The organism is Hamadaea sp. NPDC050747, from assembly GCF_040654195.1.
In the GTDB taxonomy this organism is placed as follows: Bacteria; Actinomycetota; Actinomycetes; order Mycobacteriales; family Micromonosporaceae; genus Hamadaea.
Genome location: NZ_JBFAHM010000010.1, coordinates 123899 through 150193, shown reverse-complemented (window position 1 = coordinate 150193; position 26295 = coordinate 123899). Strand labels below are relative to the sequence as shown.

The window sequence follows — 26295 nt, the reverse complement described above, 5'->3', positions numbered from 1 at the left end:
CGAACGTTTGTTATGTACTTCAGCCCGCTGGAGGCCGCATGTTCGCCCATCCCCTCACCGCCGACGCCGAACTCCGCCCGTTGCAGCCCTGGCACGCGGCCGAGTTCGCCGAGCACCGGGAGCGTGCCTACGAGCACATCAGCCCCTGGGTGGGCGCCGGGTTCGCCAACGACGAGGCCGGCCTGGTGCTGCAGCGATACGCGGACAAGTACGCCAAGGACGCAGGCGGGATCTGGGGCATCTGGCTCGACGGGCGGCTGGTCGGCGGCGTGCTGCTCGTATCGTTCGACCTGAAGTCCGGCGTCAGCGAGGCCGGGTGCTGGCTGGAGCCGTCCGCCGTCGGCCGGGGGCTGATCACCCGGGCCGCGACGGTGCTGCTCGACTGGGTGATCCTCGACCGCGGCATCGAGCGCGTCGAGTGGCACACCAACGCGCGCAACGCGCCCAGCATCGCCGTCGCGAAGCGGCTGGGCATGAGCCTCGACGGGACCATGCGGTCGGCGTTCCCCTCGGCCTCCGGTGAACGGGGGGACATGGAGGTGTGGTCGGTGCTCGCCGCGGAGTGGCGCGCCCATCGGGCCGTGGCCGACGAGGACAAGGCGGCGGTGGACGCGCTGACGGCGAAGTTCTTCGCGTTGTTCACGAACACGGAGGGCGCGGTGCCGGACGTGAGCCGGATCCACGACCTGTTCGTCCCGAATGGCGTGATCTCCAACGGCGGCCCGAAAGCCGCGCTCTACGACCTGGACGCGTTCGCCGCCCCGCGCCAGGCCCTGCTCACCTCGGGCGACCTCACGGACTTCTCCGAATGGGAGACCTGGGAGCGGACGACGTTCTTCGGCGACGTCGCCCACCGGCTCGGCGGCTACCGCAAGCAGGGTGTGCTGCGCGGTGAGCCGTTCACCGGCGGCGGGAACAAGAGCATGCAGTTCCTGCGTACGCCGGACGGCTGGCGGCTGACCTCGGTCAGCTGGGACGACGAGCGGCCGCCAACGCCGTGAGCAGGACTTCGCGGGCTTCGGTCTGACTCGGGCCGGGCGCGGACAGCGCTCCGGATCGTCGCCGAACGCGGTGACGATCCCCAACCGTCGCAACAGGTCCCCGGCGAACGTGCCGCTGCCGAGGACCACCCAGGGCTTGCGCCACACCGGAATCACCGCACGGGTGCTCCGCTGCGGGGGTGGCGCGGTCCACGCGACCTCGGCGTCCGCCAGCCACGCCGGCCGGTCCGCGCGCAGCGTGGCCGGCCGGCGGGACAGGGAGGCGAAGGCGGCGTCGAGGTCGCGCGGATAGGTCACCCAGACCGGTACGCCGGCCGCGGTGGGCGCCTCGACGTCCTCCGCCCGGTTCTCCTCGACGTTGGCGAGGACGAGGTCGGGACAGTGTTTCACCCCTTTTGCGCCGGGGTACCCGCGCCTCATGCAGATCACGATCACCGCAGACGACGTGCGAGCGCTCGCCCAGTCGGGGGACGAGGACCCGGTGCTGGCGCTGATCGACGGCCAGCCCGCCGTCCTGCCCGCCGCCGAGCTGGCCGATCATGATCACGTCATCTGCACTCAGGTCGCCCTCATCCAGGCGCTCGGCATGGAGGTCACCGATGCCGAGGCGGAGATCTTCGCCGGGCACCTGACCGCCGATCTGCCGCAGTAAGCCCTGGGCGGCACTCGCCCTGGGCGCCGAGCCCACGAGGGAGGGCGAACATGGTTACCGTCACCCATCACCAGCATCACGGCGGAGTCCTGCACTGGGACAATGCGCTGCAGACCGCGGCCGGCCTCTTCGGGGCGGTCTTTCTGCTGGTCGGGGTGCTCGGCTTCATCCCGGGCATCACGACCAACTACGGGGACATGACCTTCGCCGGGCACGACTCCGGTGCGGAACTCCTCGGCATCTTCCAGGTCTCGGTGCTGCACAACATCGTCCACCTGCTGTTCGGCGTGGCCGGGCTGGCGATGGCGCGTACGCTCGGCGGCGCTCGCGTCTTCCTGATCGGCGGCGGGGCGATCTACCTGGTGCTGTGGATCTACGGGCTGGTCGTCGACATGGGCGCCGACGCGAACTTCGTACCCTTCAACACGGCGGACAACTGGCTGCACTTCGGCCTCGGCATCGCCATGATCGCGATCGGGCTGGCCCTGATGCCCCGGAGGGGCGTCACCGGGCGGCACACGTCCTGATAATCCGACCGGCGGCGGTGGCATACTCGCTGCTCGTGGTCATCACACGAGGTTGGTCGGCGTTCCTGATCGCCGTCGGCGTCTGGACCTGGGTCATCTGGCCCAGGTTCGGCCTTGCCATCTGGAAGGACCCCCGCGCCTGGTCGACGGGTGTCGTCGGCGACGGCTCGCCCACGGGCTTCCTGTGGGTGCACGCACTGCTCATCGCGGCTTCCCTGATCATCGGCACGATCGTCGGCGTGCTCGGGATCCGCGCCTGGCGGCGCGCTCCGCGCTGACGCCCCGCTCCGCGCTGACGCCCCGCTCCGCTCCGCCCCGCTCGCTATGCGCGTTGCGCGTTGCGCGTTATCCGGGATAACGCGGTTATCGACGCCCTCCGAAGCAGCGCTATCCGGGATAACCTGCTTTGCGCAGCCCCCGCGGGTACGGCCGACAAGAGCTGGGCGGGAATGTCCGGCCCTTCCGAAGGCGTTCGTAGCGACGAGGGAAGGAGCAAAAGTGACCTTGTGGCCGGAGCTGGATCTGGCGGAGCGGTATCGGAAGGCCCAGGTGTTCTTCGACGCGCAGGACTACCGTACGGCGGAGGACCTGCTGGTCGAGGTGGTGACGGCGGAACCGGCGCACCAGGCGTCCCGGCTGCTGCTGGCCCGGACCTACTACCACACCGCTCAGCTGCGCCGGGCCGAGGAGCACCTGCGCGTGATCATCGAGCGGGAGCCGACGGAGGCGTACGCCCATCTCATGCTGGGCCGGACACTGCAGCGGTCCGGTCGGCACGCCGAAGCCGTCCCGCATCTGCGGATGGCCGCGATCATGATGGGCGAGGGGGCCTGAGCTGCCCGATGTTTGACCACTGAGGAGCGAAGGGCAACGCATCGGCATGCCTTTCCTCTTCCGCAAGATGACCAAGCTCGGACCGCTGCGGTTCCACTTCACCCAGCACGGGTTCTCGTCCTGGGGGTTGAAGATCGGCCGCTGGTCCTGGAACTCCAAGACCCGGTCGCACCGAGTCGACCTGCCCGGACCGTTGTCCTGGAAGCAGAAGCGCTCGAACTAGCGAGCTGGGCGCTCGCCGGGTGGGGCGGTGCGTTGCCCTCACCCGGCGAGCTTGGTCCGCGCGGCCCCCGGCCGAGCGCCCGCGGACCTGCCGGGCCCTCGCCTGCCTCATCCGCAGGGCAGGCAAGGGCGGGTGGGACCGCACCCCGCCGCAGCGGCACGGGGAGAAGCCAGTCCCGTACTGCGCGACGCCGGCGGCCAGCCGGATGCGGTGTGCGACCGGCATCCGCGGCCGGGGACGGACTCGCCGATCCGTCGACCCGGGCCGAGGGCTCCACCAGGTGCTGGGCAGCCCAGCGGAGTCCACCGTTGACGCAGGTTAGCGACGGGAACGTTGCAGGAAGGTTGCACCGTTCGGAGCGAGCCCGTACTCGGCGCGGAGACGGCGTACCTGGGTCTTGGCGAGCGCCTGCTGCGCCAGGTCAGCGCGCCGGGAAGCGGCCAGCCGTTCCCAGATCTCCAGATCGTCGGCGCCGTGTTTGGTCGCCCAGGCCTCCAGGATCGCGGGGTCGTCACTGGACAGCACCGCACACCGGACCCGGGCGTCGAGCAGGTCGCGGAGTTCGGCGACGCCGCGCGCCTCCGAAGTGGGCAGCAGCGGTCCGGCGTACGCGGCCACGGCGGCGGCCGCCTCACCTCGGCCCAGCGCGTCCCGCACGTCGGCGTAGTCGGCGTCCAGGTCTTCGGCGAGGCGATAGGGCCGCGACTGGACGAGGTCGCCGACGGCCCGCCGGAGCCGGTTGATCTCCACTCGGACCGTGGTCAGGTTGGCGAAGTCCTCGTAGAGCGCGTCGGCCAGCTGATCGCCGGTCATCCCCTCCGGGTTCTCCCGCAGCAGGACGAGGATCTCGGTGTGCCGGCGGCTGAGGCGTACGCGTCGCCCGTTGACGAGCAGGAGGCCCTCGGACCGGTTCAGCGCCGACAGCCGGGCGGTCGTGCGTTGGTCGGGCAGCCACAGGCCGTTCTCCGGGCCGCGCCGCCACGACAGCTCGGCCTCGGCCGCCCGGGCCGCCGCCTTCACGAGGGCCAGGCTGTGCGGATGGGAGACGACGTCGCCGCCGGTGACGTCGATGATGCCGAGGATGTCGCCGGTGGCCGGATCGTGGATCGGGGCGGCGGCGCAGGTCCACGGGTGCACCGGCACGCTGTAGTGCTCGGTCGCGAAGATCTGCACCGCCTCGTCCAGTGCCAGCGCCGTGCCGGGCGCGTTCGTCCCGGCGAACCGCTCGTCCCAGATCGCGCCCTCGACGAAGTGGATGCGTTCGCCGGTGTCGCGGACGGTCTTGTGCCCGTCCACCCAGAGCAGCCGGCCCTGGGCGTCGGAGATGGACATCAGGTGACGGTCGGCCTCGGCGACCCGGCCGACGAGTTCGCGTAGCACCGGCAGCACCGAGGCCAGCAGATGATCGTCCCGGTACGCGGCCAGGTCGTCGTCGGCCAGCACGATCGGCGGCGGCCGGTCGGGATCGACCTGTGCCCGTTGCGATCGTTGCCAGGACTGGGCGACGACGGGCCGCACGTCGAGCTGGTCCGGGGTGGCTCCGGACAGAAACGCCTCGTGCGCGCGGGCTATCTCGCCCGCCCGTTGCTTGTGCTCGGTCCCCGGCTCCGCCAGGTACGGACTGTGCATCTCACCGCCACAGAGAGCTGATGGAACTGAGACTGACACCGCAGTTCCACTCGTGCAACATCCAACCTCGACATGGCCGACTGGGTGACGCCTCGACCGGGCGACCGATGGAGGATATATTTGCACTCCCAATGCATCTAGTGAGCGGGAGTCGCGATGGGTTCACCCCCGACGACAGCGGACGAGGCGCGTGCGCTGGTCAAGGCCTTCCTCGCCCGGGGGGACCTGCCCACGGAGCGGACGGCGTTCCTGCGTGCCCGGTTCGACGCCGGTCTCGCCTGGCTGCACTACCCGGCTGGGCTGGGCGGACTCGGGGCGTCCCGGGCGTTGCAGCCGGTCGCGGACGAGGCGTTCGCCGCCGCCGGCACGCCGGGCAACGAGCCCCGCCGGATCGCCGTCGGCCTCGGCATGGCCGCCCCGACGCTGCTCAAGCACGGCACCGACGAGCAACGGCGGCGGTACCTTCGGCCGCTCTGGACGGGGGAGGAGGTCTGGTGCCAACTTTTCAGCGAACCCGGTGCGGGATCCGACCTCGCCGGGCTCGCCTGCGCCGCGCGTAAGGACTCCGGCGACTGGGTGATCACCGGGCAGAAGGTGTGGACCTCTCAGGCCCACTACGCGCGCTGGGGCATCCTGCTCGCGCGGACCGATCCCGGCGTGCCCAAGCATCAGGGCCTCACCTTCTTCATCTGCGACATGCGGGCGCCCGGGGTGACCGTCCGGCCGCTGCGCCAGCTCACCGGGGAGGCGGAGTTCAACGAGGTGTTCCTCGACGGCGTACGGCTTCCGGACACGGCGAGGCTCGGCGAGGTCGGCGACGGCTGGGTCGTCGCGCGTACCACTCTGATGAACGAGCGGGTGAGCATCGGCGGCGACGCGCTGCCCCGCGAGGGCGGTGCGATCGGCACCCTCGCGCGGACCTGGCGGGACCGGCCGGACCTGCGGCGTCCGGGCCTGCACGACGGCATCCTGCGCGCCTGGGTCCGGGCGGAGGCCGTGCGGTTGACCGGACTGCGCCTGCGGCAGCAGCTCGCGGCGGGCGAGCCGGGGCCGGAGGGCTCGGCGGTCAAGCTCGCCTTTGCGAGCCTGCTGCAGGAGACCACGGGCCTGGAGCTGGAGTTGCTCGCGGAGGGCGCGCTGCGCCACGACGAGTGGCGGATGGACCGCGGACCGCAGCCGGAGTTCCCTCTACGCACGGCCACCCATCGGTATCTGCGCGCTCGCGGCTCGTCGATCGAGGGCGGCACCTCGGAGATCCTTCGCACGATCATCGGCGAGCGCGTGCTCGGGCTACCCGCCGAACCCCGCGCCGACCTCGCCGTCGCCTGGCGGGAGCTGCCCCGATGACCGGCCTGCTGTACTCCGAAGTGGAAAGTGACCTGCGCGGCGAGCTGCGGGCGATGTTGCGGCAGCACTGCGATCCGGCTGCGCGTGTCGACCGCGACGAGCCGGTGGACGTCGATCTCTGGCGGCGGCTCGCCGGAGGCATGGGCCTGGCCGGGCTCCTCGTCCCGGAGGAGCTGGGCGGCGCGGGCGCGGGTCCGCGCGAGGCCGCTGTGGTCCTCGAGGAACTGGGCCGGGCGGTCGCCCCCGTGCCCTATCTGGGCTGCGCCGTGGTTGCGGGCACGGCGCTGCTCTCCTGCGGCGAGCCGGACCTCCTCGCCGGTCTCGCCGCGGGGGAGCGCCCCGTCGCGCTCGCGGTGCCGTTCGCGACCGCGCCCGCCCACGCCTGGTCGCCCACGGTCGCGGCGGCGGGGGACCGGCTCACCGGCTCGGTCCCGGCCGTGGCCGACGCGATCACCGCGGAGGTCCTGCTGGTCCCGGCGGGTCGCGGTCTGTTCGCCGTCGACAGCGCAGGGGTACGCCGAGAGCAGCGCACGTCGCTCGACGAGACCCGCCGGCTGTGCGACCTGAGTTTCGACGGCACCCCGGGACGGCTGGTAGCCGAAGGCGCCGACGCCGAGGCGGCGGTCCGGGCCGCGGTGCTCGCCGGGGCGGCCCTGCTGGCCAGTGAACAGGTCGGCGTGGCGGAGTGGTGCCTGGACACGACGGTCGAGCACGCCCGCGGCCGCTACCAGTTCGGCCGCCCGATCGGTTCCTTCCAGGCGGTCAAGCACCGGCTGGCCGACGTGTGGGTCGCGGTGACGCAGGCGCGGGCGGTCGCCCGGTACGCCGCGTCGGCCCTGGCGGAACAGTCGGATGTGGAGGTTGCCGCCGCGCTGGCTCAGGCGCACTGCTCGGGAGTCGCGGTCGAGGCGGCGGAGGCGTGCGTACAGCTGCACGGCGGGATCGGCATGACCTGGGAACACCCGGCCCACCTCTACCTCAAGCGCGCCCGGTCGGCGGCGGTGGCGTACGGGCCGGCCGACGTGCACCGGGCACGCCTGGCCGAGTTGGTCGATCTTCCGCCCGCCTGACCGCTTCCGGAGCCTATTGACGTGGCGGCCGAGAAACGTACACTCCGAGTGTAAATACTTGCCGGTAACCCGGTGACCCCGTGAAGGGACGGTGACGATGGACGAGGACCCGCGTGGCCTCACGCTCGACGGCGTCACCGTCCAGTTCGGCGGGCTGACCGCACTGGAGGACGTCCGGCTGACCGTGCCGCCGGGCAAGGTCGTCGGCGTGATCGGGCCGAACGGGGCGGGCAAGACCACGTTGTTCAACGTGATCTGCGGCTTCGTCCGGCCCACTCGGGGTGACCTGCGGTTCGGCGGGCGTACGCTGCGGCCGCGTCCGCATCGGCTGGCCGCGCTGGGCATCGGGCGCACGCTGCAGGGGGTCGGCCTGTTCGCCGGGCTGTCCGTCGTGGAGAACGTGATGGCGGGCGCGACGCATACTGCCCGCTCGGGTCTCACCAGCGCGCTGCTGGGCCTGCCGCGCAGCGACCGGGACGAACGGCGGCTGCGCGACGAGGCCATGGAGCTGCTGACGCAGTTCGGCATCGCCGAGCAGGCCGGGGCGGAGCCGGCCGCCCTGCCCTACCCCGTCCGCAAGAAGGTCGCGCTCGCGCGGGCGCTCGCGGCCCACCCCCGTCTGCTGCTGCTCGACGAGCCGGCCGGCGGCCTCGGCGCGGAGGACATCGCCGAACTGGCCGACCTGGTGGTGACGTTGCCAGGCCGGGACGGCGGCGGCCGCTCGGTGATGCTCGTCGAGCACCACATGGACTTCGTGATGTCGGTGTGCGACGAGGTCGCCGTCCTCGACTTCGGCCGGCTCATCGCCGTGGGCCCACCCGAGACGGTCCGCGACGACCCGGCTGTGGCGGAGGCGTACCTGGGCCCGACCTTGGAAGGCAGGACGGCATGACGCTGCTGCAGGTGGAGGGTCTCGTCGTCGGCTACGGCGCCGCGCCGGTGCTCCACGGGGTCGACCTGACCGTCCCGGCCGCCACGATCGTGACGGTGCTCGGCGCGAACGGCGCGGGGAAGACGACCCTGCTGCGGACACTGTCGGGACTGCTGCGCCCGGCCGCCGGCGAGATCCGGTTCGACGGCCGTTCGTTGACCGGGGTGCCCGTGGAACGGGTGGTACGCCTCGGGCTGGCGCACGTGCCGGAGGGCCGCGGAGTCGTGGCCGAGCTGACCGTCGAGGAGAACCTGCGGCTCGGCGGGGTCTGGCGGGCCGACCGCCGCGACGCCCGGGTGGCCCAGGACGAGGTCTACGAGTTGTTCCCGGCGTTGGCAGCCCGCCGCAGGCACGCCGGTCACCAGTTGTCCGGCGGCGAACGGCAGATGCTGGCCCTCGGCCGGGCCCTGGTCGCCCGCCCCCGGCTGCTGCTGCTCGACGAGCCCTCGCTCGGCCTGGCGCCCCGCATCACCGCCCAGATCATGGCGCTGCTCCGGCGGCTGTGCGACGAGACCGGGCTGGCCGTGCTCCTCGTCGAGCAGAACGTGCGCAGCGCGTTGTCCGTCGCCGACCAGGGCGTCGTCCTGTCCCTCGGCCGGGTCGTCGCCGCGGCCGACGCCGCTCAGCTGCGCGACGACGCCGGGCTGCGGCACGCGTACTTGGGGTTCTGACATGGATCGTTTTCTGTTCCTGACCGTCGACGGCCTCGCCAAGGGCGCGGTCTACGCGGCGTTCGCGCTGGCGGTGGTGCTGATTTGGCGAGCCGCCCGGATCGTCAACTTCGCCCAGGGCGCGATGGCCGTCGCCACCGTGTACGCCGCGTACAGCGTGACGCAGGCGACCGGGTCCTACTGGCTGGGCTTCGCCGCCGCGCTCGCCGCCGGACTCGTCCTCGGGGCGGGAATCGAGCGGGTGGTCATGCGGTTCGTCCCGCATACCTCCCCGCTGAACTCGGTGATCGTCGCACTCGGGTTGGTCCTGCTGCTGCAGGCGATCCTCGGAGCGATCTACGGCAACGAGTTCCGGCCGGTCGAGACCCCGTTCAGCCGGACCGGGATCACCGTCGGCGGAGTCGCCCTGCTCTCGCGGTACGACCTGTTCGTCCTCGGCGCGGTGCTAACCCTCGTCGTGCTCCTGGCGCTGCTGTTCACCCGGACCTCGACGGGCCTGCGGATGCGCTCGGCCGCGTTCGCCCCGGAGGTGTCGCGCCTGCTCGGCGTCAACGTCGCCGGGCTGCTCACCTTCGGCTGGGCGCTGGCCGCCGCCGTCGGCGCGCTCGCCGGGATGCTCGTCGTCCCGACCGAACTGGGCCTGCACCCGAACACCATGGACCTCGTCTTCGTCTCGTCGTTCACGGCCGCGGTCGTGGGCGGCCTGGACAGCCCGATCGGCGCGGTCGTCGGCGGCCTTTCCGTCGGGCTCGTCCTCTCCTACGCCGCCGGCTACCTGGGCAGCGACGTCACTCCGCTCGCGACGCTCGCGCTGCTGCTGGCCGTGCTCCTGATCCGTCCCGGCGGCCTGTTCGCCGGCGTCCGAACGAGGGCCGTATGAGCACCCTGGTCCGTCATCTGATGTGGACGGCGATCGCGGCGGCCGCCCTGCTGGCGGTCACATACGCGTTGCCGCCGTTCCGCAACTACCAGCTCGCCACGGCGGCGGCGTACCTGTGCGCCACCGCCGGGCTGACCGTCCTGGTCGGACTCAGTGGACAGTTGTCGCTGGGGCACGGTGCGGTGATGGCCGTCGGGGCGTACGCCGTCGCGCTGAGCCAGAACCGGTTCGCCGACGCCGGGATCACCGGCAACGGCGTCCTGATGCTGTCGTTGGCGCTGGGCGTGCTGGCCTCCCTCGTCGGCGGCCTGATCGTGGGGCTGGCCGCCGCCCGGCTGCGCGGGCCCTACCTCGCCGGCGTGACGCTGGCCGTCGCCGTCGCGCTGCCCGCCGTGAGCACCGTCTGGGCCGGGGTCTTCCACAGCGATCAGGGCTTGAGCGTCTATCTCGAACCGCCGCCCGCCGGACTCGGCTACGACTTCCCGCTGGAACGCTGGCAGGCCTGGCTGGCGCTGGCCGGCGCGCTGCTGGTCATGCTGCTGCTGGCGAACCTGGTCCGCAGCAGGTTCGGGCGGTCGCTGCGCGCAGTCCGGGACGACGAGGTGGCTGCCCGGCTGGCCGGGATCGACGTCGCGCGTACGCAGGTCCTCGCCTTCGTGGTGAGCGCGGGCTGCGCCGGTCTCGGCGGTGGGCTGATGGCGGTCCTCACCCAGAGCGTGTCGCCCGGGGCGTACTCGCTGACCTTGTCGCTGTTCCTGCTCATGGCGGTGGTGGTCGGCGGCCTCGGCCGGCTGGCCGGTGCGGTCTGGGGCGCGCTGCTGCTCGTCGTGCTGCCCGATCTCACCCACACGATCGTCGAGAGCCTCACTCTGAGCCCGGCCGCCGCGCAGCGGCTGGAGGGCAACCTTCCGCTGGCCGTGTTCGGCCTGACCTTGATCGTCGTCATGATCGCCGCGCCCGGCGGGGTTCAGGGCGTCGTACGCCGGCTGGTGCCGTAAGCCGTCCCTCGAAAGTCCCCTTCGAAGATGAAAGGTCGGTGCCTCATGCATCGCATAGCACAGCGCGGTCTCGCTCTCGCCGCATGCGTCACGCTGTTCGCCGCCACGGTCGCCTGCAGCTCCGACGACAACGGCGGTGGGGGCAAGGAGGCCGTTCCCGGTGTGACCGACGCCGAGATCGTCATCGGTACGCACATGCCGCTCACCGGACCGGCGTCGGCGGGCTATTCGAAGATCGCGCCGGCGAGTAAGGCGTACTTCGACTTCGTCAACGCCAACGGCGGGGTGAACGGCCGGAAGATCACCTACAAGGTGATGGACGACGGCTACAACCCGGCCAACACCCAGCAGGTCGTGCGGCAGCTCGTGCTGCAGGACAAGGTGTTCGCCGTCCTCAACGGGCTCGGTACGCCGACCCATTCGGGTGTGCTCGACTTCCTCAAGACCAACCGGGTGCCGGACCTGTTCGTGGCGTCCGGCAGCCGTAGCTGGGACCAGCCGGACAAGTATCCCGGCACGTTCGGCTTCAACCCGGACTACACCGTCGAGGGCAAGATCCTCGCGAACTACGTGAAGACCAACTTCGCCGGGCAGAAGACCTGCTTCCTCGGCCAGAGCGACGACTTCGGGACCGACAGCCTGGCCGGCGTCGAGAAGGTGCTCGGCAAGGACGGCGTCACCGCCAAGCAGACCTACGTCGTCACCAACACGAACGTCGCGCCGCAGATCGGCGCGTTCAAGACGGCGGGCTGCCAGGTGATCATCCTCGCGACCGTGCCGGGCTTCACCGCGCTCGCCCTCGGCACCGCCGCCCGGCTGTCCTACAAGCCGCAGTTCGTCGTCTCCAACGTCGGCGGCGACCTGCCGACCCTGGCCAAGCTGCTCGGCGACGCCAAGGGCCTGACCGAGGGACTGCTCGGGGCGAACTACCTGCCGCTGATGTTCGACGCGAACGACCCGTGGATCCAGCTCTTCCAGAAGGTCAACAAGGACTACAACGGCGGGGCCGAGTTCGACGGCAACGTCATCTACGGCATGTCCGTGGCGTACCTGTTCGTGCAGGTGCTCCTGGCCGCCGGCAAGGACCTCACCCGGGACGGGCTGATCGCCGCCGTCGAGAAGGGCGGCTACCAGGGCCCCGGCCTCGCCCCGCTCCGGTACGCCAAGGGCGACCACTCCGGCTACGGCGGTGAGCGCATGGTGAAGGTGTCCGGGGGAGTGCAGCAGTTCTTCGGCCCCACCTATGAAACCGACGAGGCCGACGGCCCGGTCAAGGAGTACGCGGGAACCCAGGCCACACCGCCCTCTTCCGGCATCCCCACCGCCTGAGCCTTACGTGATCATCGCGCCAGCCATGCTGTTTCGCGCGGCGAAATGCCCGCTTCAACAGCATGGCTGGCGCAACGATCACGGGCCGGGCTGGACCCGATCTAGGATGTGAGGGTGATCGGCGTGGGGACCACCGGCCGGGTCGACGGCCGGACGCTGCGGGCCGAGCGGACCCGGGCCGCCATCGTGGACGCGCACATGGCCTTGATCGGCGAGGGCGACCTACGCCCGACCGGGGAACGCATCGCCGAACGGGCCGGGATCTCGCTGCGGGCGCTGTGGACCAACTTCAAGGACATGGAGGCGTTGTTCGCCGCCTCCGGGGAGAAGCTCGCCGAACTGCAGGCGGCAGCGCATCGCCCCATCGACGCCGGGCTGCCGCTGCCGCGGCGCATCGACCTCTACTGCGAACAGCGGGCGCGGATGCTGGAGATGCTCGCCCCGTGCGCCCGGGCGGCCGCGTTACGGGAGCCGTTCTCCGCTCAGCTGAAGCAGAACCGGGTCAAGGCCATCGCGGTGGTCCAGGCCGAGATCGAGGAGGTCTTCGCGACCGAGCTGGCCCTGGCCGGGTCCGCCGGCGGGCAGCTCCTCCAGGCCCTCGTCGTGGCGAGCACCTGGGCCTCCTGGTCGATGCTGCGCGACGAGCTGGGCCTCGGTCTCAGCGCCGCCCGGGGCGTCCTGACCCGGACGGTGTCGGCCCTGCTCGCCGCGGCGATCACCAGCAGCCTCCGCTAGCCCACCCCGGGGTCAGAAGAGGACGACCGAGCGGGCGCCCTCGCCGCGGCCCAGGCGGTCGAGCGCGGTGGGGACGTCGTCGAGGGCGATCCGATGACTGATGAGCGGGGTGAGGTCGAGCGCCCCGGACAGCACCGCCTCGGCTAGGCCGGGCAGATCCCGATCGGGATCGGCGGAGCCGTAGACCGAAGACCGCAAGGTCCGGGCCGAGTGGAATATGTCCAATGCGGACAGACCCACGACGTCGTCCCGCTTGCCGATTCCGACCACGGTCACCCGGCCGCCCCGGCGAGTGCTCTTCCAAGCCGCCGTGATGCTCGCGGACCGGCCGACGCACTCGAAGGCGTGGTCGGCGCCCCGGCCGCCGGTGCGTACGCGGACCGCCTTGATCAGGGCGTCGTCGCTCAGCAGGAAATCGGTGGCCCCGGCAGCCAAGGCGAGCGACCGCTTGGCCTCGGTCAGGTCGACGGCGATCACCGGATCGGCGCCCGCCGCCCGCGCGGCGAGGACGACGGACAACCCGACGCCGCCCAGCCCCAGCACCACCACCGAATCGCCGGTACGCACTCCGGCCGTGTTCTGGACCGCGCCGACGCCCGTCAGCGCGGCGCAGCCCAGCAACGCCGCCTGCTCCGCCGGCACTCCTGCCGGAACCCCGATCAGCGCCTCTTCGCGTACCACCACCTTCTCGGCGAGGGACCCCAGACCGAGCGTGAGGTTGAGCGGCGTGCCGTCGCCGCCGAGGCCGCGGGGGAAGGACGGGATGCCGGAGGTCTCGCAGATCCACGGCTCGCCGTGGGTGCAGTACCAGCAGGTGCGGCAGGCGGGGGACCAGTTGAGCACGACGTGATCGCCGGGCCGGGCGCGGGTGACCCCGGGGCCGACCTCCTCGACCACCCCGGCCGCCTCGTGCCCGAGCACCAGCGGGAAGGTCGGCGAGAGCGTGCCGTTGATCATCGAGAGGTCGGTGTGGCAGACGCCGGCCGCGGTGACGCGGACCCGGGCCAGCCCGGGGCCGACCTCGGGGAGGGTGATCTCCTCCAGCCCGACCTGCTCGCGGAAGACGACGGCCCGGGTCATCGCTGTACCGCCTTGACCTGCTGGAACTCCTCCAGCCCGAAGACGCCCAGTTCGCGCCCGAGCCCCGATTGCTTGTAGCCGCCGAACGGGGCCAGCGGATTGAACGCGCCGCCGTTGACGTCGACCGCGCCCGTCCGCAGCCGCTTCGCGACCGCCAGCGCCCGATCCGGATCACCCGACCACACCGCACCGGCCAGGCCGTAGCGCGAGTCGTTGGCGATCGCGACCGCCTCGTCGTCGTCGCCGAACGGGATCACGGCGAGCACCGGGCCGAAGATCTCCTCCTGCGCCACCGTCGACTTCGGATCGACGTCGGCCAGCACCGTCGGCGCGACGAAGTAACCCCGATCGGGAACGTCGTCCGGGGTCAGCAGCGTCGCCCCCTCGGCTCGGCCCCGCTGGACGAAGCCGTGGACCCGATCCCGTTGCGTGGCGCTGACCAGCGGGCCGAGCCGGGTCGTCTCGTCGAACGGATCGCCCATGGCGTACGCCTTCGCCGCCTGCACGGCCAGCTCACAGGCCTGCTCGTACTGAGCGGCCGGGACGAGCATCCGGGTCCACGCCGTGCAGGTCTGACCGGCGTTGAGGAAAGCGTTGCCCACGCCGGTCTTCACCGCCCGGGCGAGGTCGGCGTCGTCGAGGATCACGTTGGCGGACTTGCCGCCCAGTTCCAGGGATACCTTGGCGATCCGGTCGGCCGCGAGGTGACTGATCCGGCGGCCGGTCGCGGTCGAGCCGGTGAACGACACCATGTCCACATCGGAGTGACCGGCGATCGCCTGGCCCACCTCCGGCCCGGTGCCCGGGACGAGGTTCACCACGCCAGGCGGCAACCCCGCCTCGTGCACGGCGTCGAACAGCAGGTACGCCACCAGCGGCGTCAGCTCACTGGGTTTGAGCACGACGGTGCACCCGGCGGCGAGGGCGGCCGCCACCTTGGCCATGACCTGGTGCAGCGGATAGTTCCACGGCGTGATCGCACCGACGACGCCGATCGGTTCGCGCAGGATGAGGGAGTTGCCGATCTCCCCCTCCTGGGCAGTCTCCTTCGCGAGACGGATGTAGCCGTCGAGGACGGTCAGCGGCAGGCCGGTCTGCACTCGGTGGGACACCTTGATCGGCGTACCCAGCTCACCGGTGACCGTCGTGGCGATCTCGTCGCTTCGGTTCGCCAGGCTCTGGTGCAGGCGGCTCAAGTGCTCGGCTCGTGCGCTCGGCGCCAGCGCGGCCCACGGCTCGAACGCGCTCTTCGCCGCCGCCACCGCTTCGTCCACGTCGGCCGGCGTACCGGCGGGGACGTGCGCGACGACCTGTTCGGTGAACGGGTCCTCGACGGCGATGCTCCCGCCGCCCCGAGCGGGTCGCCACTGCCCGCCGATGTACAGCTCACCGCGATCGGCCGGAGTGAAGTCCGCGCGCGCCATGTCGTCCCTCTTAACTATCAGTGGAAGTTTTACCGTAGCGGCGCGGTTTCCGTGCGGCAACCCCCGCCTTGGGTGCTCGCTTGGGGTGATCATCGCGTCAGCCATGCTGCATCGCGCGGCGAAATGCCCGTTGAAACAGCATGGCTGACGCAATGATCGAGCGTCGTCGAAGGTGGCTGAGGCGGCGAGGAGGCGGGTGTCAGGGTAGGGGCGGCAGCGGGCCGATGATCCGCTCGTATTCGGCGCTCAGCCCGGTGAGCAGCGCGTCCAGCCCCAGCGCGAAGGCGCCCTCGTCCACGCTCTTCTGGTGTTCGGCGAGCAGGTGCGCCTGGCTGAGGTGCGGATAACGGCCGTCGTAGAACTCCGGGTCCTCCACGAAGCCGCGGGCGAACGAGCCGAGCGCGGAACCGGCCACCAGATAGCGCATGAGCGCGCCGATGTGGGTCGCCCGTGCATGCGGCCACCCGGCGTCGACGAGGCCGCCGTACACCGCGTCGGCCATGGCCAGTGCGGCCGGTCGGCGACCGGGGCCCTGCGCGAGGAACGGAACGATGTTGGGATGCGCCGCGAGGGCGTCCCGATACGACTTGCCCCACAGCCGCAGCGCGATCCGCCAGTCGTACCGCCCGAAGAAGGACGTGTCGACCTGCTCGATCACGGCGTCGGCCGCCGCGTCGAGGATCTCGTCCTTGGTGGGGAAATGGTTGTAGAGCGACGGTCCGCGTACGCCCAGCTCGGTCGCGAGACGGCGAGTGGAGAGCGCGTCGAGCCCCTCCGCGTCGACGATCGCCAGCGCGGTGGCCACGATGCGTTCCCGGCTCAGCAGTGCCGTGCGGGGCCTGGCCATGGACGTCCTCCCGTGATCCGTTGCCTGAACTGTATCGGGCCGGGGTCTGGACGGCGTAAAACTTCCAGCGCTAGTTTAGCGTCATGGACTTCCGGCTCACCGCGGACCACGTCGATCTCCGGGACCTCGCCGCCCGCTTCGTCGACCGCGAGATCATTCCGAACGCGCGCGACTGGGATCGCCGCGAGGCCGTCGACCTCGCGATCGTCGGCGAACTGGGCAAACTCGGCTTCCTCGGGCTCACGATCGGCGAGGAGCACGGCGGATCGGGCGGCGACCATCTGGCGTACTGCCTGGTCATGGAGGAGCTGGGGCGGGGCGACTCGTCGGTGCGGGGCATCGTGTCCGTGTCGCTCGGCCTCGTCGCGAAGACGATCGACGCGTACGGGACGGCGGAGCAGAAGGCGCAATGGCTGCCCCGGCTCTGCTCCGGCGAGGCGATCGGCTGCTTCGGGCTGACCGAACCGGACACCGGCTCGGACGCCGGATCGCTGAGCACCCGGGCGGTACGCGACGGCGGCGACTGGGTGCTGACCGGCGGCAAGACGTTCATCACCAACGGCACGTGGGCCGACGTCGCCCTGGTCTTCGCCCGGACCGGCGAGCCCGGTCGCAAGGGCATCACCGCGTTCCTCGTCGAGACCGGCCTGCCCGGCTTCGCCCGGCGGGAGATCCACGGCAAACTCGGCCTGCGCGGCCAGGCCACCGCCGAGCTGACCTTCGACGGCGTACGCGTCCCGGACGCGGCCCGCCTGGGCGACGAGGGCAAGGGCTTCGCGATCGCCATGGCGGCCCTGGCCAAAGGCCGGATGTCGCTGGGCGCGGGGTGTGTCGGGATCGCCAAAGGCTGCCTGGACGCGGCCGTCGCGTACGCCCGCGACCGTCACCAGTTCGGCCGGCCGATCGCCGGCCACCAGCTCGTCCAGCAGCTGCTGGCGCAGATCTCGATCGACGCCGACGCGGCCCGGCTGCTCGTCTGGCGGGTCGCCGACCTGATCGACCGGGGTGAGCCGTTCGAGACCGAGGCCTCGGCCGCGAAACTGTTCGCCAGCGAGGCCGCCGTGCGGGCCGCCAACCACGCCCTGCAGGTCTTCGGCGGCTACGGCTACATCGACGAATACCCGGTCGCGAAGTATCTGCGCGACGCCCGGGTCACCACCCTCTACGAGGGCACGAGCCAGATCCAGCACCTCATCATCGGCCGGGCGCTGACCGGGGTCAGCGCGTTCTGAAGGAAAGGCCCACCCCATGACGTCCCTTTCGCTGGCGAGCGTCCTCGCCGAGGCGGCCCGCCGCTACCCGGACAAGGTCGCCGTCGTCGACGGCCCGCACCGGGTCACCTACTCCCAGCTGTGGCGGGAGGCGCTCGGGTACGCCGCCGCCCTGCGCGATCTCGGCATCGGCCCGGACAAGACCGTCGCGGTCGCCGTACCGAACACAGTGGACTTTCCCCGGGCGTACTACGGCGTGCTCGCGGCCGGCGCCGTGGTCGTCCCGGTACATCTGCTGCTGAACGCGCAGGAGATGGCGTATGTGCTGAAAGACAGTGGCGCGGACCTGCTCGTCTGTCACACCGCGTTGCTGGGCGTGGCCGCGGAGGCCGCCTGGGCCGCGGGCGTGCCGGTGGTGACGGTGGGGCCGGCCTCCGCGAAGGAGGACGCGCCGAGGCGGCTGGAGGAGCTGGACGCCGAGCCGCTGCCCACCTTCGTCTCGCGGCAGGCCGAGGACGTGGCGGTCGTCTTCTACACGAGCGGCACGACCGGATCGCCCAAGGGCGCCCTGCTGACACACCTCAACCTGGTGATGAACGCGACCGTCAACGTCTTCGACGCCAACGACGCCCGGCCGACCGACGTGGTCCTCGGCTGCCTGCCGCTGTTCCACACCTACGGGCAGACCGTCGGCATGAACGGCACCTTCCGGCTCGGCGCGACCCTCGTGCTGCTGGCCCGGTTCAGCGGCGCGGCCGCGATCGACCTGATGCTGGCCGAGAACGTGACCGTGTTCCACGGTGTGCCGACGATGTACATCGGGCTGCTGGAGGCGGCGGCCGGCCGCGAACGGCTGCCCGAGCTGCGGATCGCCGTGTCCGGCGGCGCTTCGCTGCCGGTGGCGGTGCTGGAGAAGTTCACGGAGGTCTTCCAGACCACCATCTACGAGGGGTACGGGTTGAGCGAGACCTCCCCGACGGCGACGACGAACCAGCCCCACTTCGGTACGCGTGCCGGCACGATCGGCCACCCGATCTGGGGCGTCGAGGTGGAGATCGCCCGAGCCGAGGTCGACGACCGGATCGAGTTGCTGCCCACCGGCGAACTGGGCGAGATCGTCATCCGCGGTCACAACGTCTTCGCGGGCTACCTCGGCAAGCCCGAGGAGACCGAGCAGGCCGTGGTCGACGGCTGGTTCCGCAGCGGCGACCTCGGCACGAAGGACGCCGAAGGCTTCATCCGCGTGGTCGACCGGAAGAAGGACCTGATCATCCGGGGCGGCTTCAACGTCTACCCGCGCGAGGTCGAGGAAGTCCTGGCCCGGCACCCCGCCGTCGCGCAGGTCGCCGTGGTCGGCGTACCGGACGACGCGCTGGGGGAGGAGGTCGTGGCGGTCGTCGTGGCCGCCCCCGGTGCGGCGGTCACGGAGGAGGAACTGCTCGCCTGGTCGCGGGAGCAGCTCGGCAAGCACAAGTACCCCCGGCGGGTGCGGCTCGCGACCGAGCTGCCGATGGGCCCGAGCCTCAAGGTGCTCAAGCGCGAGATCCGGCGCCAACTCCTCGACGGCACCCTGTAGCCAGGGCCTTTCGTGATCATTGCGCCAGCCATGCTGTTTCGCGCGGCGATTCGCCCGTTTAAACAGCATGGCTGACGCAATGATCATGCGCCAGCGGCGTCGGAGCGGCGCGAGCGCGCAGGCGTTAGAGGCGGCGGTTGGCGAGGCTCGGCAGCTCCAGCCGGATGGCGGCCAGCCGGTCGAGGTCGAGGTCGGCGAAGGTCACTCCGACGACGTCGGGCGCCTGAGCGACCACGGTGCCCCAGGGGTCGACCACCATGCTGCGCCCGTAGCAGGTGCGCCCGGGTTCGTGGTCGCCGATCTGCCCGGCGGCCACGACGTAGCACTGGTTCTCGATCGCACGCGCCCGCAGCAGCACCTCCCAGTGGTCCCGGCCGGTGTGCGCCATGAACGCCGCGGGGACCAGGAGCACCTGGGCCTCGCCGTCGGCGGCCAGTCGCCGGTACAGCTCCGGAAAGCGCAGGTCGTAGCAGATCGACAGGCCGACGCGGACGCCCTCGACCGGGACGACGACGGTCTGGCCGCCGGGCGCCACCGACGCGGATTCCTGATAGGACACCCGGCCGGGGATCTCGACGTCGTAGAGATGGATCTTCCGGTATGCCGCCGCGAGCGCGCCAGACCGGTCGAACAACAGCGACGTGTTGTAGGTGTGCTGCAGGTCCGGGCCGATCTCGTGGAACGACCCGGCGAGCACCCACAGGTTCAGGCGCTGAGCGAGGTCGGCGAAGTGCTGGGCGTACTCCCCGTCGGCCGGTTCCGGCTGCGGCAGCCCGGCGGCCGGGCCCAGGTAGTCGGTGTACTCGGGCAGCACCGCCAGGTCGGCCCCGCCGGCGGCCGCCTGTTCGAGCAGTTCGGCGGCGATCTTCAGGTTCGCCGCGCGGTCGGCGCGGGCGTTGAGCTGACAGACGGCTACGCGCATCGTCACTTCACCTCCGAGGAACCGAAAGCCGGGCGGAAGGCCGCAAGCCTGGAAACGGCCGAGGACAAGACCTCGGGACGCTTGCAGAAGGCGAACCGGACCAGGCCCTGCCCGCTCGCCGGATCGTCGTAGAACACCTGCGTCGGGATCGCCACCACGCCGCCGCGCTCGGCGAGGTCCCGGCAGAGGGCGGCGCCGTCGGCGTACCCCCAGGAGGCGGCGTCGGCTTGGAGGAAGTAGGTCCCCTGCGCCGGATAGGTGCGTACTCCGGCGGCGGTCAAGCCCGCCTGCAGCAGGTCGCGGCGTTCCTGGAGGCTCTTGGCCAGCTCGGCGACCCAGTCCAGCTCGTGCGTCAGCGCGTGCGCGACGGCCGCCTGGAACGGCGTACCGCTGGCGAAGGTCATGAACTGCTTCGCCTTGCGTACCGCGCCGACCAGCTCAGCCGGCCCCAGCGCCCAGCCGATCTTCCAGCCGGTGCAGCTGAACGTCTTGCCCGCCGACGAGATCGTCACCGTCCGCTCGCGCATCCCCGGCAGGCTCGCCAGCGGCACGTGCTCCAGGCCGTCGTAAGTCAGGTATTCGTAGACCTCGTCGGTCACCGCGATCAAGTCCCGCTCCACGCAGACCTGCGCGATCAGCTCCAGCTCCGCGCGCGTGAACACCTTGCCCGTGGGATTGTGCGGGCTGTTCAAGACGATCATTCTGGTACGCCCAGAGACCGCACGTCGCAGGTCATCCGGGTCGAAGGCAAAGCCGTCTTCGGTCGGGCGCAGCGGAACGGCCCGATGTGTCGCCCCGGCCATGGCGACGTTGGCCAGGTAGCTGTCGTAGTAGGGCTCGAAGAGCACCACTTCGTCGCCGGGTTCGCACAGCGCGAGCAGTGTCGCCGCGATCGCCTCGGTCGCACCGGCGGTCATCACGACCTCGGTCGCCGGGTCGTACGCCATCCCGTAGCGGGCCTGCCGGGCCTGGACGATGGCCTCTTTAAGCATGGGCAGCCCGTCGACCGGCGGATACTGGTTGAGTCCGCCCGCGATCGCCTGCTGCGCGGCGGCCAGCATCCCGGCCGGGCCGTCGGTGTCGGGGAACCCCTGCCCGAGGTTGACCGCCCCGGTGCGCTGGGCGAGCGCCGTCATCTCGGAGAAGATGGTCGTCCCGATGCCCCGCAGCGCCGTGCGTACCTGGAAGGTCATTGCTCCAGTATCGGGGCAGAGCGCCGGGGAGTCACTTGGGCGAGCCGCCAGGAGTGCGGGCAGCCAGTCGCAGCAGTGGCAGCGCGCGCCCGGTTGCCGGCGAGATCTGTTCGCCGATGCGGACGGCGCCCATCCGCAGGTAGAACGGCTCCGCCTGGGGGTCGGACTCGATCAGCAGGGACTCGAAGCCCTCGACGGCCGCCGCCGCCGTCGCCTCGTCGAGCAGGACTCGGCCGACGCCGTGACCGATCGCCCAGGGATCGATGAAAAGCAGATCGATCTCGCCCTCGGGCGGCTCACCGGTCACGGTCACCACCCCGGCGACTCTGCCGTCCAGCTCGGCGACCAGCGTCCGGTGCGCCTCGACCTTGTCCTCGTGCAGCGTGAGGGCAGGCCGGCACTGCGCCAGGAACGCCTCGTCATAGCCCCAATGCGCCTTGGACCGCAGGATCAGCTCGGTCAGGCCGACCGCCTCGGCGGGACGACCGGGTCGTACGGAGATCGCCATAGGGGGAACGCTACTCGGGGAAGTCGGCCGGCAGCGTCCACAGCGAGCGGGGCAGCACGAGATTGCCGGCCGTGAACACCAGCCGCAGCATCGGCTGGTCGCCGGAGATCGTCAGCGCGATCTTCGGCTTGCGGGCCTGGTTGAGCCCCTTGAGCCCGAACAGCGTCACCGGCCGGTCCGACCGGGCCCGATCGGCCTCCGCCTGCCACACCCGGTACGCATGAGCGAACCGCCAGGGCGCCGAACCCGCCAACTGCTCGTAGAGCCGGGTGACCCAGCGTTCGGTGTACTCGGCTCGGAAGGTGCGCGTCGGGGCTCCGGAGAGCAACCGGGTCACCTGCTCGTCCGCGCCGACGTCGGCGAGCCGCAGGGCCGACGGCACATCCCCGGCACGCAACGCGGCCAGGATCGGCCGTACGCGGTCGGCCCGGGACACCTGCCAGCGATCCCGGCGGCTGGTGCGGGCGTACGCCCGGCTCCACAGCCACGGGGTGAGATCCCAGCGGTGCTCCTGATTGCCGCCGATGAGGTCCTCGACGGTGACGGTCAGCCCGTCGGCGCTGCGGCGGGCGGTCAGCCAAGGCCCCCGTCGATGGGACGGCGTATCGCCGATCGGGATCAGCGCGACCACCGCCGAGCGGTGGAAGCGGCCGTCCTGGGCCCGAGGAAAGTTGCCGCTCAGGGCGCTCGCGTCGAGCCGGGCGGCGGCCGGCTCCGCCGCTGCCGGGAGCGGCGTCCGGCGTACCGGTGGAGCTTGCCGGGTCTTGAGCCGATCCGCCGCGGCCCGCTCGCGCCGCTGCTCCGCCTGGGGGTGCGGACCGGGCGGCGTGGTGTGGAAGAGCGACGGCCGCCGCCACCAGAGGATGAGGGCGTCGGCGGCCGCACGGTCGCCGTCGAGCAGCTCGAAGACGACCGTCGGCCGCGGGCCGTGCCCGCCTGATCCGTCATCCTCCTCGGTGACCTGGAACTCGAAGACCAGCGTGCCCGTCGTGCTGAGGTCGTAGCCCTCGCGTGGATCGCGACCCCAGCGGCCGTTCCAGTCGCGGTAGTCGTCGGGCACCGGGCGCGCCCGTACGACAGTGAGCGCCGCGTCCCAGGTCCCGTCGGGTGCGGCGCACGTCAGCGCCACCACCGAAGCCTCGCCCGGCCGTTCCAGGCGACCCATCCGCACCGGCACGCCCGCCTCCAGGCACAGGCGGGCCACCGGTGCCAGCAGGGCACGCCGTTGCGCCGCCTGCGCCTCGCTCTCCGTCGGCATGCCGGGCATTGTGCCGTGCCTTGCCCGAGAAAGCGACCGGGCGAGGGTTTAACCTGGCCGGATGCCGGAACTCGTCTATCCCCCCGTGATCGCGCTGGCTCGGACCATGTTCACCCTGCTGGACATGCGGGTGCGGGTCGAGGGCGGTGAGCACGTTCCGCGTACTGGCGGCGCGGTGATCGCCTGCAACCACATCAGTTACCTGGATTTCATCTTCTGCGGCTTCGGCGCGCGGCCGTCGAAGCGGCTCGTCCGCTTCATGGCCAAGCAGGAGATCTTCGCCCATCCCGTCGGCGGCCCGCTCATGCGCGGCATGAAGCACATTCCGGTCGACCGCGACGCCGGGATCGGTTCCTACAAGGCGGCGCTGGCCGCGCTCAAGGCCGGCGAGGTCGTCGGCATCTTCCCGGAGGCGACGATCAGCCAGTCGTTCACCGTGAAGGAGATCAAGAACGGCGCGGTACGCCTCGCCGCCGCGGCCGACGTCCCGCTCATCCCGATGGCGTTGTGGGGTACGCAGCGGATGTGGACCAAGGGCCGCCCACGCAACCTCACCAAGCGGAACCTGCCGATCAGCGTGCTCATCGGCGAGCCGATGCGGCCGGCCCGCCGGGACAAGTCCGACGAGATCACCGCCGCACTGCGCGCGCGGATGGCCGAACTGCTCGACCGGGCGCAGACCGAGTACCCGGAGAAGCCGGACGGGCCGGGCGACGACTGGTGGCTGCCCGCTCACCTGGGCGGGGGTGCACCCCTGCCGGAAGAGGTGCCCTGACAGCGACCTCTCAGCGGAACAGGCTACGGTGGCGTAACCTACGCAACCGTAGCCTGATTTGAGGGAGCCCCGCGTGACTGCTTCGCCCGACACCCTGACCCTGCTGCGGGAGCTGGAGCCGACGGTCGAGACCAATCTCAACCGGCATCTGGCCACGGCCAAGGAGTGGTTCCCGCACGAGTACGTGCCGTGGAGCGAGGGCAGCGACTTCGACGGCGTCCTGGGCGGCCAGGCCTGGGATCCGGAGCAGTCCCGGCTGCCCGAGGTCGCGCGTACGTCGTTGATCGTGAACCTGCTGACCGAGGACAACCTGCCCAGCTACCACCACGAGATCGCGACGACGTTCGGCCGCGACGGCGCGTGGGGCACCTGGGTGCATCGGTGGACCGCCGAGGAGGGCCGGCACGGCATCGCCATCCGGGACTACCTCGTCACCACGCGCGCGGTCGACCCGGTCGCTCTGGAGCGGGCTCGGATGCAGCACATGGCGGGCGGCTTCACCAACGGCAACGACGGCGTGCTGTCCTCGCTCGCGTACGTCTCCTTCCAGGAGCTCGCCACTCGGGTCGCGCACCGCAACACCGGCAAGGTCAGCGGCGACCCGATCTGCGACCAGCTGCTCGCGAAGGTGGCCGCGGACGAGAACCTGCACATGCTCTTCTACCGGAATCTGCTGAGCGCCGCCTTCGAGCTGGCCCCCGACGCGACCATGCGCGCGGTCTGCGACGTGGTCAAGGACTTCCAGATGCCCGGCCACACCATCGAGAACTTCGGCCGCAAGTCGGTCCAGATCGCCATGGCCGGGATCTACGACCTGCGGATCCACCACGACGAGGTGGTCACGCCGGTGCTGCGGCAGCTGCGCGTCCTCGACCGCGAGGGGTTCTCCGGCGAAGGCGAGAAGGCCCGCGAGGAGCTCGTCGAGTTCATGACCGGGCTGGACACGGCGGCGAGCCGGTTCGAGGCGAAGCGGGAGGCGGCCCTCGCCCGAGTAAAGTCCCGCGCGTGACCGACGCTGACGTGATCGTGGTCGGGGCCGGGCTCGCCGGCCTCGTCGCCACCGCCGAACTCGCCGCCGCAGGCCGCCGCGTGATCCTGCTCGACCAGGAGCCCGAGGCGTCCCTGGGCGGGCAGGCGTTCTGGTCGTTCGGCGGGCTGTTCCTGGTGAACTCGCCGGAACAGCGCCGGATGGGCATCCGCGACTCGGCTCAGCTCGCCCTGCAGGACTGGCTCGGCAGCGCCGGCTTCGACCGCGAGGAGGACCACTGGCCGCGCCGGTGGGCCGAGGCGTACGTCGACTTCGCGGCCGGGGAGAAGCGGTCCTGGCTCCATGCGCAGGGCGTACGGTGGTTCCCCGTCGTCGGCTGGGCCGAGCGGGGTGGCTATCTCGCCGACGGGCACGGCAACTCCGTACCCCGGTTCCATGTCACCTGGGGGACCGGGCCGGGCGTGCTCGAACCCTTCGTCCGCCGCGTACGCGAGGCGCAGCGCCGCGGTCTGGTCCGGATCGGCTTCCGGCATCGGGTCGACGAGCTGACCAGCACCGACGGCACGATCGACGGCGTACGCGGAAGCATCCTCGCGCCGAGTGACGCGGCCCGGGGCGAGTCGAGTTCGCGGGAGGTCACCGGCGACTTCGCGTTCACCGCTCAGGCGGTGATCGTCACGTCCGGTGGGATCGGCGGCAATCACGACCTCGTCCGGCAGAACTGGCCGGCCCGCCTCGGTACGCCGCCGAAGCGGATGCTGTCCGGCGTACCGGCCCATGTGGACGGACGGATGCTCGGGATCGCCGAGGACGCCGGGGCGAACCTGATCAACCGTGACCGGATGTGGCACTACACCGAGGGCATCGCGAACTGGTCGCCGATCTGGCCGCAGCACGGCATCCGCATCCTGCCCGGCCCGTCGTCGCTCTGGCTCGACGCGACCGGTCACCGGCTGCCGGTCCCGTTGTTCCCGGGCTTCGACACGCTCGGGACGCTGGAGCACATCATGCGGACCGGGCACGAGTACACCTGGTTCGTCCTGACGCAGAAGATCATCGAGAAGGAGTTCGCCCTCTCCGGCTCGGAGCAGAACCCGGATCTCACCGGCAAGAGCGTCAAGCAGGTGTTGCAGCGCGTGCTCCCGGGCGCGCCCGGACCGGTCGAGGCGTTCAAGAAGCACGGCGCCGACTTCGCCGTCGCCGATCGGCTGCCGGCCCTCGTCGAGCAGATGAACGCCCTCGCCGCCGAGGTCGGCGGCCCGGCGTTGGCGTACGCCGACATCGAGCGCCAGGTCGTCGCGCGCGACCGGGAGATCCTGAACCCGTTCGCCAAGGACTTGCAGGTCACCGCGATTCGGGGGGCGCGGGCGTACCGGGGCGACAAGCTCGTCCGGGTGGCCACGCCGCACCGGCTGCTGGATCCGAAGGCTGGCCCGCTGATCGCCGTACGCCTCACCATCCTGACCCGCAAGACGCTGGGCGGACTGGAGACGGACTTGTCCGGCCGGGTGCTCCGCGCCGACGGCGAACCCCTGCCCGGCCTGTACGCGGCCGGCGAGACCGCCGGCTTCGGCGGCGGTGGCATGCACGGCTACCGGTCGCTGGAGGGCACGTTCCTCGGCGGCTGCCTCTTCTCCGGCCGGGTGGCCGGTCGCGCCGCAGCCGCCGCCGTCCGCTGACCCGGGG

At 71.3% G+C, this 26295-nt stretch carries 26 protein-coding genes and 2 pseudogenes; 19 read left to right on the top strand and 9 right to left on the bottom strand.

Annotation, left to right across the window (positions count from 1 at the left end; all coding sequences use genetic code 11):
* Positions 1 to 38: 38 nt before the first annotated feature.
* Positions 39 to 578: pseudogene (locus tag AB0H43_RS24395) on the top strand (GNAT family protein); the annotation flags it as partial.
* A 471-nt stretch (positions 579 to 1049) separates the two neighbouring features.
* Here AB0H43_RS24395 and AB0H43_RS24390 read toward each other — a convergent pair.
* Positions 1050 to 1421: pseudogene (locus AB0H43_RS24390) on the bottom strand (helical backbone metal receptor); the annotation flags it as partial.
* Here AB0H43_RS24390 and AB0H43_RS24385 point away from each other — a divergent pair.
* The 5 genes from AB0H43_RS24385 (at position 1420) to AB0H43_RS24365 (ending at position 3237) form a co-directional block, all read left to right on the top strand.
* On the top strand, positions 1420 to 1653 hold the full coding sequence (locus AB0H43_RS24385) for a hypothetical protein (RefSeq protein WP_360002663.1): 234 nt from the start codon (positions 1420 to 1422) through the stop codon (positions 1651 to 1653). The pseudogene AB0H43_RS24390 and the gene AB0H43_RS24385 sit on opposite strands and share 2 nt — an antisense overlap.
* A 50-nt stretch (positions 1654 to 1703) precedes the next feature.
* Positions 1704 to 2180, top strand: coding sequence for a DUF4383 domain-containing protein (locus AB0H43_RS24380; protein ID WP_360002661.1), 477 nt, complete (start codon positions 1704 to 1706; stop codon positions 2178 to 2180).
* 35 nt (positions 2181 to 2215) lie between these two features.
* Positions 2216 to 2458: a hypothetical protein gene (locus AB0H43_RS24375; protein ID WP_360002659.1), complete on the top strand. Its 243-nt coding sequence runs from the start codon at positions 2216 to 2218 to the stop codon at positions 2456 to 2458.
* Positions 2459 to 2678: 220 nt separating this feature from the next.
* Positions 2679 to 3014 (top strand): tetratricopeptide repeat protein, encoded by a 336-nt coding sequence (locus AB0H43_RS24370; protein ID WP_360002657.1) that lies wholly within the window; start codon positions 2679 to 2681, stop codon positions 3012 to 3014.
* 46 nt (positions 3015 to 3060) lie between these two features.
* The gene (locus AB0H43_RS24365; protein ID WP_253761406.1) at positions 3061 to 3237 is read left to right on the top strand and encodes a DUF4236 domain-containing protein; all 177 of its coding nucleotides are present in this window, start codon (positions 3061 to 3063) and stop codon (positions 3235 to 3237) included.
* Positions 3238 to 3555: 318 nt separating this feature from the next.
* On the opposite strand, the gene AB0H43_RS24360 is transcribed toward AB0H43_RS24365, so the two are convergent.
* Positions 3556 to 4866, bottom strand: coding sequence for a GAF domain-containing protein (locus AB0H43_RS24360; protein WP_360002654.1), 1311 nt, complete (start codon positions 4864 to 4866; stop codon positions 3556 to 3558).
* A 156-nt stretch (positions 4867 to 5022) separates the two neighbouring features.
* Here AB0H43_RS24360 and AB0H43_RS24355 point away from each other — a divergent pair, with 156 nt between their 5' ends.
* The 8 genes from AB0H43_RS24355 (at position 5023) to AB0H43_RS24320 (ending at position 12827) form a co-directional block, all read left to right on the top strand.
* Positions 5023 to 6213, top strand: a complete 1191-nt coding sequence (locus tag AB0H43_RS24355) for an acyl-CoA dehydrogenase family protein (protein WP_360002652.1) — start codon at positions 5023 to 5025, stop codon at positions 6211 to 6213.
* The gene (locus AB0H43_RS24350; protein WP_360002650.1) at positions 6210 to 7283 is read left to right on the top strand and encodes an acyl-CoA dehydrogenase family protein; all 1074 of its coding nucleotides are present in this window, start codon (positions 6210 to 6212) and stop codon (positions 7281 to 7283) included. The genes AB0H43_RS24355 and AB0H43_RS24350 overlap by 4 nt, the downstream gene beginning before the upstream one ends.
* Positions 7284 to 7380: 97 nt before the next feature.
* The gene (locus AB0H43_RS24345; protein ID WP_360003142.1) at positions 7381 to 8175 is read left to right on the top strand and encodes an ABC transporter ATP-binding protein; all 795 of its coding nucleotides are present in this window, start codon (positions 7381 to 7383) and stop codon (positions 8173 to 8175) included.
* On the top strand, positions 8172 to 8885 hold the full coding sequence (locus tag AB0H43_RS24340) for an ABC transporter ATP-binding protein (RefSeq protein ID WP_360002648.1): 714 nt from the start codon (positions 8172 to 8174) through the stop codon (positions 8883 to 8885). The genes AB0H43_RS24345 and AB0H43_RS24340 overlap by 4 nt, the downstream gene beginning before the upstream one ends.
* A gap of 1 nt (position 8886) precedes the next feature.
* Positions 8887 to 9765: a branched-chain amino acid ABC transporter permease gene (locus tag AB0H43_RS24335; RefSeq protein WP_360002646.1), complete on the top strand. Its 879-nt coding sequence runs from the start codon at positions 8887 to 8889 to the stop codon at positions 9763 to 9765.
* Positions 9762 to 10763: a branched-chain amino acid ABC transporter permease gene (locus AB0H43_RS24330; protein ID WP_360002644.1), complete on the top strand. Its 1002-nt coding sequence runs from the start codon at positions 9762 to 9764 to the stop codon at positions 10761 to 10763. Before AB0H43_RS24335 ends, AB0H43_RS24330 begins: the two co-directional genes overlap by 4 nt.
* 45 nt (positions 10764 to 10808) lie before the next feature.
* Positions 10809 to 12092: an ABC transporter substrate-binding protein gene (locus AB0H43_RS24325; protein WP_360002642.1), complete on the top strand. Its 1284-nt coding sequence runs from the start codon at positions 10809 to 10811 to the stop codon at positions 12090 to 12092.
* A gap of 114 nt (positions 12093 to 12206) precedes the next feature.
* The gene (locus AB0H43_RS24320; RefSeq protein WP_360002640.1) at positions 12207 to 12827 is read left to right on the top strand and encodes a TetR/AcrR family transcriptional regulator; all 621 of its coding nucleotides are present in this window, start codon (positions 12207 to 12209) and stop codon (positions 12825 to 12827) included.
* Between the two features lie 12 nt (positions 12828 to 12839).
* On the opposite strand, the gene AB0H43_RS24315 is transcribed toward AB0H43_RS24320, so the two are convergent.
* The 3 genes from AB0H43_RS24315 to AB0H43_RS24305 all read right to left on the bottom strand — a co-directional run bounded on the left by AB0H43_RS24315 (position 12840) and on the right by AB0H43_RS24305 (position 16178).
* Positions 12840 to 13907: an alcohol dehydrogenase catalytic domain-containing protein gene (locus AB0H43_RS24315; protein ID WP_360002638.1), complete on the bottom strand. Its 1068-nt coding sequence runs from the start codon at positions 13905 to 13907 to the stop codon at positions 12840 to 12842.
* The gene (locus tag AB0H43_RS24310; RefSeq protein WP_360002636.1) at positions 13904 to 15331 is read right to left on the bottom strand and encodes an aldehyde dehydrogenase family protein; all 1428 of its coding nucleotides are present in this window, start codon (positions 15329 to 15331) and stop codon (positions 13904 to 13906) included. Before AB0H43_RS24310 ends, AB0H43_RS24315 begins: the two co-directional genes overlap by 4 nt.
* 199 nt (positions 15332 to 15530) lie before the next feature.
* Entirely contained in the window at positions 15531 to 16178 is a 648-nt protein-coding gene (locus AB0H43_RS24305) for a TetR/AcrR family transcriptional regulator C-terminal domain-containing protein (protein ID WP_360002634.1), read from the bottom strand.
* Between the two features lie 83 nt (positions 16179 to 16261).
* Here AB0H43_RS24305 and AB0H43_RS24300 point away from each other — a divergent pair, with 83 nt between their 5' ends.
* Together AB0H43_RS24300 and AB0H43_RS24295 are read left to right on the top strand one after the other, a co-directional pair.
* Positions 16262 to 17410, top strand: coding sequence for an acyl-CoA dehydrogenase family protein (locus AB0H43_RS24300; protein WP_360002632.1), 1149 nt, complete (start codon positions 16262 to 16264; stop codon positions 17408 to 17410).
* Positions 17411 to 17426: 16 nt separating this feature from the next.
* Positions 17427 to 18965 (top strand): long-chain fatty acid--CoA ligase, encoded by a 1539-nt coding sequence (locus tag AB0H43_RS24295; protein WP_360002630.1) that lies wholly within the window; start codon positions 17427 to 17429, stop codon positions 18963 to 18965.
* A gap of 124 nt (positions 18966 to 19089) precedes the next feature.
* On the opposite strand, the gene AB0H43_RS24290 is transcribed toward AB0H43_RS24295, so the two are convergent.
* Genes AB0H43_RS24290 through AB0H43_RS24275 form a run of 4 tightly spaced genes read right to left on the bottom strand, consistent with a single transcriptional unit; the run spans position 19090 to position 22846 of the window.
* Complete coding sequence (locus AB0H43_RS24290; RefSeq protein ID WP_360003140.1) at positions 19090 to 19887, bottom strand: carbon-nitrogen hydrolase family protein; 798 nt, start codon at positions 19885 to 19887, stop codon at positions 19090 to 19092.
* A gap of 2 nt (positions 19888 to 19889) precedes the next feature.
* Positions 19890 to 21080: a pyridoxal phosphate-dependent aminotransferase gene (locus AB0H43_RS24285; protein WP_360002628.1), complete on the bottom strand. Its 1191-nt coding sequence runs from the start codon at positions 21078 to 21080 to the stop codon at positions 19890 to 19892.
* A 31-nt stretch (positions 21081 to 21111) separates the two neighbouring features.
* On the bottom strand, positions 21112 to 21588 hold the full coding sequence (locus AB0H43_RS24280; protein ID WP_360002626.1) for a GNAT family N-acetyltransferase: 477 nt from the start codon (positions 21586 to 21588) through the stop codon (positions 21112 to 21114).
* Positions 21589 to 21598: 10 nt separating this feature from the next.
* On the bottom strand, positions 21599 to 22846 hold the full coding sequence (locus AB0H43_RS24275; RefSeq protein ID WP_360002623.1) for a hypothetical protein: 1248 nt from the start codon (positions 22844 to 22846) through the stop codon (positions 21599 to 21601).
* 61 nt (positions 22847 to 22907) lie between these two features.
* Here AB0H43_RS24275 and AB0H43_RS24270 point away from each other — a divergent pair, with 61 nt between their 5' ends.
* From AB0H43_RS24270 to AB0H43_RS24260, 3 genes are all read left to right on the top strand, one after another.
* Entirely contained in the window at positions 22908 to 23621 is a 714-nt protein-coding gene (locus tag AB0H43_RS24270) for a lysophospholipid acyltransferase family protein (protein ID WP_360002621.1), read from the top strand.
* A gap of 73 nt (positions 23622 to 23694) precedes the next feature.
* Positions 23695 to 24630 carry an acyl-ACP desaturase gene (locus tag AB0H43_RS24265; RefSeq protein WP_360002619.1) on the top strand — a complete coding sequence of 312 codons (936 nt, stop codon included), beginning with the start codon at positions 23695 to 23697 and terminating at the stop codon, positions 24628 to 24630.
* Positions 24627 to 26288 carry an FAD-binding dehydrogenase gene (locus tag AB0H43_RS24260; RefSeq protein ID WP_360002617.1) on the top strand — a complete coding sequence of 554 codons (1662 nt, stop codon included), beginning with the start codon at positions 24627 to 24629 and terminating at the stop codon, positions 26286 to 26288. Before AB0H43_RS24265 ends, AB0H43_RS24260 begins: the two co-directional genes overlap by 4 nt.
* The last annotated feature ends 7 nt before the right edge of the window (positions 26289 to 26295 follow it).